Origin of the sequence: Burkholderia pyrrocinia (assembly GCF_001028665.1) — a bacterium.
In the GTDB taxonomy this organism is placed as follows: Bacteria; Pseudomonadota; Gammaproteobacteria; order Burkholderiales; family Burkholderiaceae; genus Burkholderia; species Burkholderia pyrrocinia.
This window is the reverse complement of sequence record NZ_CP011503.1, coordinates 1964351-1976432: the sequence shown is the minus strand read 5'-3', so window position 1 is coordinate 1976432 and position 12082 is coordinate 1964351. Positions and strand designations below refer to the sequence as shown.

The window sequence follows — 12082 nt, the reverse complement described above, 5'->3', positions numbered from 1 at the left end:
CGAGCGGCGCTCGGGCGATTATAGGCGCGCAAAAAAAACCGCCGCGCCCCGGTAACGGGAGCGCGGCGGTTGGCTCGCGGCGGGCCGGCGCGACAGGCCCGGCCGGCGGCGTTACTGCTGCTTGACGGCTTCGGCCGAGATCAGCAGCTTCGTCTTCATCTTGAAGCCGTACTGCTTGCCGTAGTCGAGGCCGAAATCGTCGCGGCTGAATTCGCCGACCGCGTCGACGCCGCACACTTCACGCTTGAGCATCGGGTGCGGCATGCACTTGAACGAATCGATCTTCAGCGTCATCGGCTTCGTGACGCCATGCAGCGTCAGGTTGCCGACCACCGACACCGGCTTGTCGCCGTCGAACTTGATCGTGCCCTTGTAGTTCGCCTGCGGGAACTTCGCGACATCGAAGAATTCGTTCGTCTGCAGGTGCTCGTCGAGCTTTGCGCTGCCCGTCTGGATCGACGCGACGTCGGTCGTCACGTCGACGGTGCCCGTCTTCGCCGCGCGGTCGAGCGTCACGGTGCCGCTCGACTTGTCGAACTTGCCGCGCCAGACCGACAGGCCGCCGAAGTGGTCGGCCTCGAAGCTCGGGTACGTGTGGCTCGGGTCGAACTGGTACGTTGCGCTTTCGGCGAATGCCGAGAACGACAGCGACGCTGCCAGTGCGCCTGCGGCGATCATCAGATGCTTTTTCAACTCTTTCTCCTTGGAACGGTGCCGCACCCTCGCGCGGCATTCAGGTGATGCGATAGCCCGCCGCTTACTTCGTGGCGACGAGATGGAACTTGATCTGCACTTCGTCGGCGACGATCGACGTGTCCTTCCACTCGCCGGTGCCGACGTTGAACGCCGAACGCTTGATCGGCAGCACGCCGTCGAACGTCTGCGTCGCGCCGCTCTGCGCGACCGTGACGGGCACCGTGACGGTCTCGGACTTGCCCTTGATCGTCAGCTTGCCGGTCACGTTGTACTTGTTTCCGCCGGCCGGCGCGATCGCCGACGACACGAACGTCGCCTGCGGATACGCCTTCGCGTCGAACCAGTCCTTGCCCGCGACCTGGTCGTTGTACATCTTGTCGCCGAGGTCATAGCTCGCGACGTCGATCGTCATTTGCGCGCTGCCCTGCGCGGCCTTCGCCGGATCGAACTTCACCTGCGCGGAAAACTTCTTGAACGCGCCCTCGGTCGGCACGTTCATCTGCTTCGACACGGCAGACACCTTGCTCTTCGCGAGATCGACATCGGCGAGCGCCGCGCCCGACGCGACAAGTGACACCGCGGCGAACGCGGTCAGCATGGAGCGGGAGAAAGACACTTTCATGGGATCCTTCATTTGGCAAAGGGAAGCATCCGCGACAGCAGGCCGTCGCGGTCCAACAACTGGTGCTTGAGCGCCGCAACGACGTGCAGCGACACGAGCGCAAGCAGAATGTAATTCAAAGACACGTGGAGCGTCTTGAAGGTTTCCTTGAGCACCGGATCGGGGTCGATCAGGCGCGGCAGCGGCACGATGCCGAGGTACACGACCGGGATGTTCGACGCCGAGCTGTACAGGTAGCCCGTGATCGGAATCACCAGCATCAGCACGTACAGCAGGATGTGCACGCCGTGCGACGCCGCACGCTGCCACGCCGGCGTATCGCCCGGCAGCGGCGGCGACGCGTGCGTCGCGCGCCACAGCACGCGCACCACGGCCAGCACGAACGCCGTCACGCCGATCCACTTGTGCCACGAGAAGTACTTCAGCTTCGTCGGCGTGAAGCCGGGGATGTCCGTCATCACCCAGCCCAGCGCGAACGCGCAGACGATCAGCAGCGCGATCAGCCAGTGCAGCGCGATCGCGGTCTGCGTATAGCGTACCGGCTTGGCCGGCAGCGAATTCGATGCCATCTTGGATTCCTCAGTTCAGCGAACAGCTACGCCGGCCATGAGTCCGACGCTTGTCAAGGGCGCCATGCTACCGCAACCTTTTGACCTGCGCGGACTCCGAGGACAGGCTTGTCAGCCCGCTGCCCGCTTCCCGCCATGTTACCGATCGGTCACTGATCGCGCGATCGTTGACACGCCGAAAAAGGCCTTTTGGTAAGATTGGCGCGGGTTCCGGCCCCGTCGACGCGTTCCCCCGGCCGTCGCACAACCGCTTTTTCCATGCAACGAAACGACCTGATTGCCTGTCACGAGTGCGACGCACTGTTGCACAAACCGCGCCTCGGCGGCCGCGAAATCGCGCGCTGTCCGCGCTGCGACGCACTGCTCTATCGCAACAGCACCACGCAGATCGAGCGGATCTGCGCGCTCGCGCTCGCGGCGCTGATCACCTTCACGATCGCGCAGGCATTCCCGATCCTCGAAATGGACATGAACGGCAACCGCGTGCAGACGACGCTGATCGGCGCGATCGACTCGCTGTGGCGCCAGGACATGGCGGTCGTCGGCGTGATGGTGTTCTTCTCGACCGTGCTGTTCCCGCTCGTCGAGATGGCCGCGCTGCTGTACCTGCTGCTGCCGATCCGGCGCGGCGTCGTGCCGCCCGGTTTCAACCTGGTGCTGCGCGCGATCGAGCTCGTGCGGCCATGGGGCATGATCGAGGTGTTCATGCTCGGGATCATCGTGACGATCGTGAAGATGGTAAGCCTCGCACGTGTCGTTCCCGATGCCGCGCTGTTCGCGTTCGCCGCGCTCACGCTGATGATCGCCGTCGTGCTGATGTTCGATCCGCGCACGCTGTGGGACATCGCCGACGACCTGCGCGCCGGGCGCCCGCCCGGACACCCGGAGCCGCCCGACGACGCCGCGCCGCTGCCCGAGGCAGCTCGCCGATGACGACGCCGACCGCCGCCCGCGAGGGCTACGCGAGCTGCCACACGTGCGGACTCGTGCAGACGCTCGACCGGCCGCATGCGCACTGCGCGCGCTGCGGCAGCGCACTGCATTTCCGCATACCGAACAGCATCATGCGCACTTGGGCACTGCTGCTCGCGGCCGCGATCCTCTACATTCCGGCGAACCTGCTGCCGATCCTGCACACTGCGTCGATCGTCGGCTCGCAGGAAGACACGATCATGAGCGGCGTCATCTATTTCTGGGTGTCGGGCGACTGGCCGCTCGCCGTCGTCGTGTTCGTCGCGAGCATCCTCGTGCCGATGCTCAAGCTCGGCGTGCTGCTGATCCTCGTGATCAGCGCGCAGCGCCGCACCGCCTGGCGGCCGATGCAGCGCACGCGCCTGTTCCGGATCGTCGAGCGCATCGGCCGCTGGTCGATGCTCGACATCTTCGTCGTGACGCTCACCGTCGCGCTCGTCCATTTCCGTTCGCTCGCCGTCATCACGGCCGGCCCCGGCGCGCTCGCGTTCGGCTCGGTCGTGATCCTGACGATGCTCGCGTCGATGCAGTTCGATCCCCGCCTGATCTGGGATCCAGTCGAAAACTCAGGGAATCACCATGAATAGTCCGCAAGGCCCGCAGCACGACCAGCCCCGGCCGCCCGATCCGACGATCTCGACGAAAAGCGGCTGGCTGCCGTCGCTCGTCTGGCTCGTGCCGCTGATCGCCGCGCTGATCGGCATCGGCCTCGTGATCAAGTCCGTGCGCGAGCGCGGCCCGGAAATCACGCTCAGCTTCCACAGCGCCGAAGGGCTCGAGCCCGGCAAGACCCAGGTCAAGTACAAGGACGTCGAGATCGGCATGGTCAAGACGATCAAGCTGTCGAAAGACCTGTCGCGGGTGCTCGTCCAGGTGCAGCTCAAGAAGGAAGCCGAGGACTTCGCGGTGAAGGGCTCGCGCTTCTGGATCGTGCGGCCGCGCATCGGCGCGACCGGCGTGTCGGGGCTCGGCACGTTGCTGTCCGGCGCGTATATCGGCGTCGACGCCGGCCGCGGGCAGGATACGCAGACCGACTTCACGGGCCTCGAGACGCCGCCCGCCGTCACGGGCGACCAGAAAGGCACGCAATACGTGCTGCGCGGCGATTCGCTCGGCTCGGTCGACATCGGCTCGCCCGTCTACTACCGCCGCGTGCAGGTCGGCCAGGTGGTCGGCTTCTCGCTCGACAAGGACGGCACGGGCGTCACGTTCAACGTGTTCGTCACTGCGCCGTACGACCAGTACGTCGGCATGAACTCGCGCTGGTGGCAGGCGAGCGGCGTCGACCTGCGGCTCGATTCGAGCGGCCTGAAGCTGAACACGCAGTCGCTCGCGACGGTGATCCTCGGCGGCATCGCGTTCCAGACGCCGCCGAACCAGGGCAGCGGCACGACGGCGCCGAACAACACGACGTTCCGCCTGGGTTCCGACGAAGGCGACGCGATGCGCGACCCGGACGGCCTGCCGCTGCAGGTCGTGATGAACTTCAACCAGTCGCTGCGCGGGCTCGCCGTCGGCGCGACGGTCGACTTCCGCGGCATCGTGCTCGGCGAAGTGACGAACATCGGCATCGACTACGATCCGAAGTCGAAGAACTTCACGATGCCGGTGACGATGAACGTGTATCCGGAGCGCCTCGGCCGCCGCTTCCGCGAGACGATCGAGAGCAAGGGCGAACCGGCCCGCCGCGAGATCGTCGAGCGGCTCGTCCAGCACGGGCTGCGCGGCCAGCTGCGCACCGGCAACCTGCTGACGAGCCAGCTGTACGTCGCGCTCGACTTCTTCCCGAAGGCACCGGTCGTGAAGATCGACACGTCGCGCCAGCCGCTCGAGCTGCCGACCGTGCCGAACACGCTCGACGAACTGCAGCTGCAGGTCGCCGACATCGCGAAGAAGCTCGACAAGGTGCCGTTCGACCAGATCGGTGCGAACCTGAACAGCGCGCTGTCGAACGCCGACAAGCTGTTCAAGCAGCTCGACACGCAGGTCGCGCCGGAAGCACGCGACACGCTGTCGGCCGCGAAGCAGACCTTCTCGACCGCCGAAGCGACGCTGCAGCAGGATTCGCCGCTGCAGTCCGACGTGCGCGGCGCGCTGAAGGAGCTCACGCGCACGCTGCAGTCGCTGAACGCGCTCGCCGATTATCTGGAGCGTCACCCCGAATCGCTGCTCAAGGGCAAGCCAGGAGATCAACAATGACGACACGCGTGAACGGTTTCGCGAGCGGCGCGGCGGCGGCCTTCGCCGCACTCGCGCTCGCCGCGTGCAGCTCGCCGCCCGCGCGGTTCTACACGCTCAGCCCGGCCGACGCCGCCACCCCGGTGCGCACCGCGCCGGCCAACCCGGCGTTCCTGATCGAGGTGCCGTCCGTCGGCGTGCCCGAGCAGGTCGCGAAGAACCAGCTGGTCGTGCAGAAGAACGCCGCGCAGGTCGACGTGCTCGAGCAGGAACGCTGGGCGGCGCCGCCCGCCGACGAGATCCGCCGCGCGCTGTCCGACGATCTCGCCGCGCAGCTCGGCACGATCGACGTCGCGAATTCCGCGTACCCGCCGGGCGTGCCCGTGTATCGCGTCAGCGTGAACGTTCAGCGCTTCGAGTCGTGGCCCGGCAAACGCGCGGCGGTCGACGCGGTGTGGAGCGTGCGCTCGGTCGGCACGCAGGCCGTGATGACGTGCCGCACGAGCGTCGCGGAACCGGTCGCCGACGGCTACGATGCGCTCGTCGCCGGCCACCGGCGCGCGCTCGACGTGATCGCCACGCAAGCCGCAGCCGGCGTGCGCGCGATGGCCGCACGCCGCGGCACGACGCCCGCGGCGGCACCCGCGGCCGGCAGCAAGACGGCCGCCGCGCCGGTCGTGCCGTGCCCGGCCAACCCGACGTCCGGCGGCGGCGCCGGCGCGACGGGCAAGCCCGGCGCATAAGCGGGCAGCGCGCAGGCGAACGTCTGAAGCAGCGTTCGCCGGTGCGGCTTCGTCCGGTGCGGCGGGTCCGCCGGCAGCCGCTTGCATGACGCTGCCGCAGCCGATCGCACAGCGGCTTCATCGGCCGAACGGCAACTTTGCATTGTTTGTCAAAGTCGGCCGGAACCGGCACCATGCAACGCGGTCGGCTTGCGTTTTCCGGCCCGATTGACGATCCTACGCACTTTCACGCGCGCGCCGCTCGTCGTGCGCGCGAGCCGGCGGCGCCGGGCCGCGTTCGGCCCGACCGCCGTGCCTCCCGGCGCCCGCACGCGATCGGCGTGCACCGCAGCGGGGCAGCCGCATCGCGGGTCGCTGCGCATCGTCCGGCAACCGGCCCCGTCTCACCCGTTCTCCCCGGCGCCGCGCCGATTTCCCGGCAGGCATCCCGAACCCGCCCGTCCAGGGCTTTCGCTATTCCGTTTATGTTTCGTTCCCTGACGACCCTGATCAAGAAGTGGCGCGCGTCGCGCAATGCCGGTCACCAGCTCGATGCGCTGCTCGCGCACGCCGACGCCGATGCGTCGTACGCCGAGCGCAGCGAATGGCTGATCGAGCTCGCGCACTGGCTGCGCCGCAACGGCACGATGCAGGCCGCGCAGGACACGCCGGCCGAGCACGACGCCGACACCCGCGCGTATCCGGCCCATGCGCGGCTGCGCTACCTGTTCCACGTGCTCGATCGCAACCCCGCATGGAAAGCGCACGCCGCGCGGATCCTGCGCGGCATCCTGCGCGAGTGCGACGGCATCTCGCTGCTGTGCGACGCCGGCATGCCCGTGCACTCGGGCTTCTTCGGCGCGCTGTTCGAGCGGATCGACTCGTCGCTGATCCCGCCCGCGCCGAACCGCCGCGAGCTGTCGGCGCTGTTCACGCTGATGTTCCCGGCACCCGGGGACGCGCAATGGATCGACGCGCTGCCCGACGACCTGCTCGCGCGCCTCGCCGACCTGTTCTCGTTCGACGTCACCGACGAAGAGCGCCACGAACCGGGTTCGTTCTCGCGCGACCTGCTGGCCGCGCTGCACAACCTGACCTGCCAGATCAGCTCGACCGGCTTGTCGCAGACGGTGCGCAGCCGGCTGTCCGACGACGATGCGCGCAAGCCGCTCGAAACACAGCCGTTCTACCGCCTCACGCGCGCGATGCTCGCGGTCGAGACCGCGCATGCGGCCGTCGAGGACGGCGGCGACCCGAGCAAGCTGCTGCACGAGGTGAACTACCTGCGCGTGCTGCTCGACGAATGCCGGATCGCGGTCGACAACGTGTTCTCGCACCTGTACCAGAACGGCGTGTCGGTCGACATCGTGTTCCAGGTCGAACGGATGCGCATGCGCATCCTGCGCGCCGAAATGCTGCTGAACGCATGGATGGCACGCGACGACCTGCACGGGATGGCACGCCTGACGGCCGAACTGGTCGACGCGAACCAGAACAGCCAGAGCGTCACGCACCTCGTGCGCAGCAACTTCTCGCTGTTCGCGCGCAAGCTCGTCGAGACCAATGCGGACACCGGCGAGCACTACATCTCGCGCGGCCGCGCCGAGTACCTGAAGATGCTGCGGATGGCCGCGGGCGGCGGCCTCGTCACGGTCGTGACCGTGTGCGTGAAGTTCGCGATCACGGGCGCGCACCTGCAGTCGATGCTCGAAGGGCTGCTCGCAGGCATCAACTACGCGGCCAGCTTCATGCTGATGCACTTCCTGCACTTCACGCTCGCGACCAAGCAGCCCGCGATGACCGCGCCGACGCTCGCGCGCGAGCTCGACGACACCGGCCACGACGAAGGCGTGAAGGCGTTCGTGGCGTCGGTGATCGCGTTGATCCGCACGCAGGCGGCCGCGATTTCCGGCAACGTGCTCGTCGTGCTGCCCGTGTGCCTGCTCGTGCAACTGTTCGCAGGCAACGTGCTGCACGCGAACCTGATCTCGCCGGAGAAGGCGCACACGACGCTGCACTCGTTCTCGCTGCTCGGCCCGACGCCGCTCTACGCGGCACTGACCGGCGTGCTGCTGTGGGCGTCGAGCCTGCTCGCGGGCTGGGCCGACAACTGGTTCGTGCTGCACCGGGTCGGCGACGCGCTCACGTACAACCGCCGGCTGCGCCTGACGCTCGGCGCGGCCGGCGCCGCCAAGCTCGCGCACTTCTGCCGGTCGAACGTCGCGGGCGTGGTCGCGAACGTCGGTCTCGGCCTGATGCTCGGCCTCGTTCCGGCGATCGTCACCGTGTTCATGTTCCCGTTCGAGGTGCGGCACGTGACGCTGTCGGCCGGCTCGATCGGGATCGCGCTCGGCGTGCTGGGCAAGGGTGCGCTCGGGACGCCCGAGTTGTGGTGGGCCGGCGCCGGCGTGCTCAGCATGGCGATCCTCAACGTGCTCGTGAGCTTCGCGCTCGCGTTCACGATGGCCGTGCGCTCGCGCAGCCTGCGCCCGACCAAGGTGCGCGCGCTCGTCGGCGCGATCGTCCGCACGGTGCTGTCCAATCCGCTCGCGCTGTTCTGGCCGGCCGGCGGCCAGGCCGCGCGCACCGGCCAGCCGGGCGCGCACTGAGCCTGAGGCGGCGTGACGGTGCCCGGCCGGGCGCCGCTGCGCCCGCCTCCCCGCGCGAGCGCGGCCGTCACGCCGGCGCCTGCCCGCCGAAACGCCGGCCCCGGTCGCGCGCGCCGCGTACAATGGAGGACTTTTGCACGTCCTCTCCCGCCTTATGTCCTCGCCCACCCTGTACGAATTCTTCGCCCCCTGCCCGCGCGGCCTCGAAGCGGCGCTTGCCGCCGAGCTGGCCGAAATCGCCGGCCGCCACCTGAACGGCGCGCCGTTCACCGCGGGCGCGCAGGTGCCGGGCGGCGTCCATTTCAGCGGCGGCTGGGCCGCCGGCATGGCCGCGAACCTCCATTCGCGGATCGCGAGCCGGATCCTGCTGAAGATCGCGCACCGCGCGTACCGCAACGAGCAGGACGTCTATGCGCTCGCGCTCGAGCAGCCGTGGGAGCGCTGGTTCGCGGCAACGCAGACGCTGCGCGTCGACATCACCGCGATCAAGTCGCCGCTCAAAAGCCTCGAATTCGCGACGTTGCGCGTGAAGGACGCGATCTGCGACCGAATGCGCGACAAGACCGGCGCGCGCCCGAGCATCGACACCGGTGCGCCGGACGTGCGCGTATTCGCGTTCCTGACGGCCAACGAGTGCACGCTGTACCTCGACACGTCGGGCGAGCCGCTGTTCAAGCGCGGCTGGCGTCTCGACAAGGGCGCGGCGCCGCTGCGCGAGAACCTCGCGGCCGGCATCCTGCGCCTGACGGGCTGGACGCCCGGCACGGCGCTGTACGACCCGATGTGCGGCAGCGGCACGTTCCTCGCGGAAGCCGCGCAGATCGCGCTCGGCGTGGCGCCCGGCGTCGAACGCCGGTTCGGCTTCGAAAAGCTCAAGCAGTACGACATTACCGCGTGGCAGGGGCTGAAGGTCCCGGCGCTGGACGCGAAGCGCGCGGCGCGCGGCAAGCGCGGCGACGCGCTCGGCGTGTACGGCAGCGACATTTCCGGCGACATGCTCGAGAAGGCGCGCGCGAACCTCGAGCGCGCGGGCGTGCCGTCGGTGTGGCTCAAGCAGGTCGACGCACGCGGGATGACGCCGCCGTGCGACGGGCCGGGCATCATCCTCGCGAACCCGCCTTACGGCGAGCGGATCGAAGTGCGCGGCCGCAGCGCGCGCGGCGAGGTGCGCGAAACCGGCCGCAACCGCGGCAATGACGACGCATTCCGCCGCACGCACACCGACGCGCCGGACAGCGAGTTCTTCAACGCGCTCGGCGATGCGCTGAAGCAGCGCTTCACGGGCTGGCAGGCGTTCCTGCTGACTTCCGACCGTTCGCTGCCGGGCCAGCTGCGGCTGCGCGAATCGGCGAAGACGCCGCTGTTCAACGGCGCGCTCGAATGCCGGCTGTTCCGTTTCGACCTGATCGCCGGCAGCGTGAAGGCGCGCCCGGCCGCGCCGGAAGGCGACGCGTAAGCAACGCAATCGCGCGGGGCCGCCATCGCGGCGCCCGCGCGCTCCCTCCCCGGCGCGGGTCAGTGCTTCGACTTCGACCAGCGCCCCATCGTGAACGGCAGTGCGTGCCCGGTCTCGAGCAGCGTCTTCAGGCTCGACAGCACGACCGGCCACCCGCCGCGAATCCCGCGATCCATCTCCGAACCCGGCACGAGCCCGTCGTGCGTGACGGTCAGCTTCACGACGCCCTCGTGCGGCTCGACGAGATAGGTCACGCGCGATTCCTCGCCCTCTCCCGACGGCGTACGCCACGTGACGACCAGCCGGCGCGGAGGATCGTTCTCGACCACTTCGCCGACGATGTCGACCCGCGACGGATCGTCGTAATCCTGATGTTCCCATCGCGAGCCCGGCCGCCAGTCGGGTGACGCGTTGCGATGCCGTACCCAGTAGTCTTTCGTCAGCTCGGCATTGGTCAGCGCGTCGAACACGCGCTCGGGCGTCGCTGCGATGAAGGTCACGTACACAAAGGCGGGATTACCCATCGTCGTCTCCTGTGCCGCGGGCCGCTTCCAGCCCGCGCTTGAGATCCGCCAGCGCCTGCAGGCGCTGACGCTCGAATTTGCCGATCCAGCGTTCCGCGATGTCGTGGATCGGCACCGGATTCAGGTAATGCAGCTTCTCCCGGCCGCGCCACGTCGTCGCGACGAGGTTCGCGGCCTCGAGCAGCGCGAGATGCTTGCTCACGGCCTGCCGGCTCATCGCGAGCCCGTCGCACAGCCCGGACAGGGTCTGGCCGCTTTTCGCATGCAGCAGGTCGAGCAACTGACGGCGCGTGGCATCGGCCAGCGCCTTGAAAACGAGATCCATGCCGCTCCCGGGTCGATGGCTTTATTATGCAACCAAACAGTTGCATGTAAAGGGCGACAACTCTACTGACAATACGGTGTCAGCAGGCGGCGATCACACTGCAATCCCGGCGCAATGCAAGGCTGGTTTCCGCACCGAACCCGAACAACAACGCAACAAGGAGCTCGTCATGACGTCCGCAACTGCCACCGCAACCCTGGACCGCGCAATCGCCTGGTTCGACATTCCGTCCCTCGATTTCGACCGCGCGATCCGCTTTTACGAAACCGTGCTGCAAACCACGCTGCAGCGCGAAGTGATCGGCGGCGTGCCGATGGCCATGTTCGATCACGAGGCGTCGAGCACGGGCGGCAGCATCGTGTTCGATCCGCAGCAGATGAAGCCGAGCGCGAACGGCGTGCTCGTCTACCTGAACGCCGGCGACTCGGTCGTCTCGGCGCTCGAACGCGCGAAGCGCGCGGGCGGCGTCGTGCAGGGCTCGGTCGTCGAGTTGCCGAACAACTACGGCTACATCGGCTACCTGATCGATACCGAAGGCAACCGCGTCGGCCTGCACGCGCCGAAATGCCACTGAGCACGTCGGCCATCGGGCCGGCGCGGCGCTATCATCGCGAAGTCCCCTTAGCCGTTGGAGTCGAGGTGCTGTCATGACGCGCCGTGCCGACCGCCTGTTCCAGATCGCCGAGCTGTTGCGCGGGCGCCGTCTCACGACCGCGCAGCAGCTGGCCGACTGGCTGTCGGTGTCGCCGCGCACGGTCTATCGCGACGTGCGCGACCTGCAACTGTCAGGGGTGCCGATCGAAGGCGAAGCCGGGATCGGCTACCGGCTGAACCGCAACGCGAGCCTGCCGCCGCTCACGTTCACGGCCGAGGAGCTCGCAGCGCTCGCCACCGGCGCGCGCATGCTCGAGACCTGGGGCGGTGCGCGCTTCGCGAGCGGCGCCCGTTCGGCGCTCGCGAAGATCGCGTCGGCGATGCCGGCCGACAAGCGCACGGCGCTCGACCGCCTGCCCGTGTTCGCGCCGTCGTTCCACATCGACGAGACGTTTTGCGCTAAGGTCGATGCGATCCACCAGGCCATCGACACGCGCCACATCGTCAGCTTCGGCTACCGCGACCGGCTCGGCGCGCATTCGCAACGCCGCGTGTGGCCGCTCGGGCTCGTCTACTGGGGCGGGCGCTGGACGATCGGCGCGTGGTGCGAGCTGCGCGACGATTTCCGCACCTTCGACATCGCGCGGATGGGCGACATCACCGTGCACGAGCAGTTTCCTGACATGGAGGGGCGGCGGATCGCCGACTACATGCGGATCGCGGAAGCGCCGATGCGCTGACGCGTTGATGCGGCACGACGGCGGGCGCGCACCGCGCGGCTGCGCGCCGCCGCCGTTCATTCCCCGGGCCGCCGC

General features: G+C 68.3%; 13 protein-coding genes. 8 read left to right on the top strand and 5 right to left on the bottom strand.

The features are described 5' to 3' along the window. Window positions 1–111 precede the first annotated feature (111 nt). From ABD05_RS09155 to ABD05_RS09145, 3 genes are all read right to left on the bottom strand, one after another. Entirely contained in the window at window positions 112–693 is a 582-nt protein-coding gene (locus tag ABD05_RS09155) for a YceI family protein (protein WP_047899840.1), read from the bottom strand. 64 nt (window positions 694–757) lie between these two features. Beyond that, entirely contained in the window at window positions 758–1318 is a 561-nt protein-coding gene (locus ABD05_RS09150) for a YceI family protein (protein WP_047901136.1), read from the bottom strand. 8 nt (window positions 1319–1326) lie between these two features. After that, window positions 1327–1887 carry a cytochrome b gene (locus tag ABD05_RS09145; RefSeq protein ID WP_047899839.1) on the bottom strand — a complete coding sequence of 187 codons (561 nt, stop codon included), beginning with the start codon at window positions 1885–1887 and terminating at the stop codon, window positions 1327–1329. A 258-nt stretch (window positions 1888–2145) separates the two neighbouring features. Here ABD05_RS09145 and ABD05_RS09140 point away from each other — a divergent pair, with 258 nt between their 5' ends. From ABD05_RS09140 to ABD05_RS09115, 6 genes are all read left to right on the top strand, one after another. Next, a complete protein-coding gene (locus tag ABD05_RS09140) occupies window positions 2146–2820 on the top strand; it encodes a paraquat-inducible protein A (RefSeq protein ID WP_047899838.1) in 675 nt (224 codons plus the stop codon). Further along, a complete protein-coding gene (locus ABD05_RS09135) occupies window positions 2817–3446 on the top strand; it encodes a paraquat-inducible protein A (RefSeq protein ID WP_047899837.1) in 630 nt (209 codons plus the stop codon). The genes ABD05_RS09140 and ABD05_RS09135 overlap by 4 nt, the downstream gene beginning before the upstream one ends. Beyond that, window positions 3439–5058: a PqiB family protein gene (locus tag ABD05_RS09130; protein WP_047899836.1), complete on the top strand. Its 1620-nt coding sequence runs from the start codon at window positions 3439–3441 to the stop codon at window positions 5056–5058. The genes ABD05_RS09135 and ABD05_RS09130 overlap by 8 nt, the downstream gene beginning before the upstream one ends. Further along, window positions 5055–5780 carry a PqiC family protein gene (locus tag ABD05_RS09125; RefSeq protein WP_047899835.1) on the top strand — a complete coding sequence of 242 codons (726 nt, stop codon included), beginning with the start codon at window positions 5055–5057 and terminating at the stop codon, window positions 5778–5780. Before ABD05_RS09130 ends, ABD05_RS09125 begins: the two co-directional genes overlap by 4 nt. Before the next feature lie 464 nt (window positions 5781–6244). Beyond that, window positions 6245–8368 carry a site-specific recombinase gene (locus ABD05_RS09120; protein ID WP_047899834.1) on the top strand — a complete coding sequence of 708 codons (2124 nt, stop codon included), beginning with the start codon at window positions 6245–6247 and terminating at the stop codon, window positions 8366–8368. A 154-nt stretch (window positions 8369–8522) separates the two neighbouring features. Further along, window positions 8523–9824 carry a THUMP domain-containing class I SAM-dependent RNA methyltransferase gene (locus ABD05_RS09115; protein ID WP_047899833.1) on the top strand — a complete coding sequence of 434 codons (1302 nt, stop codon included), beginning with the start codon at window positions 8523–8525 and terminating at the stop codon, window positions 9822–9824. 59 nt (window positions 9825–9883) lie between these two features. Here the strand turns inward: ABD05_RS09115 and ABD05_RS09110 are convergent, their stop codons facing one another. Together ABD05_RS09110 and ABD05_RS09105 are read right to left on the bottom strand one after the other, a co-directional pair. Next, window positions 9884–10348 (bottom strand): SRPBCC family protein, encoded by a 465-nt coding sequence (locus tag ABD05_RS09110; RefSeq protein WP_047899832.1) that lies wholly within the window; start codon window positions 10346–10348, stop codon window positions 9884–9886. Continuing rightward, window positions 10341–10673: an ArsR/SmtB family transcription factor gene (locus ABD05_RS09105; protein ID WP_047899831.1), complete on the bottom strand. Its 333-nt coding sequence runs from the start codon at window positions 10671–10673 to the stop codon at window positions 10341–10343. The genes ABD05_RS09110 and ABD05_RS09105 overlap by 8 nt, the downstream gene beginning before the upstream one ends. Window positions 10674–10842: 169 nt before the next feature. Between ABD05_RS09105 and ABD05_RS09100 the strand changes: the two genes are divergently transcribed. Beyond that, the gene (locus ABD05_RS09100) at window positions 10843–11247 is read left to right on the top strand and encodes a VOC family protein (protein WP_047899830.1); all 405 of its coding nucleotides are present in this window, start codon (window positions 10843–10845) and stop codon (window positions 11245–11247) included. A gap of 73 nt (window positions 11248–11320) precedes the next feature. Further along, window positions 11321–12007, top strand: coding sequence for a helix-turn-helix transcriptional regulator (locus tag ABD05_RS09095; RefSeq protein WP_034182756.1), 687 nt, complete (start codon window positions 11321–11323; stop codon window positions 12005–12007). Window positions 12008–12082 lie beyond the last annotated feature (75 nt).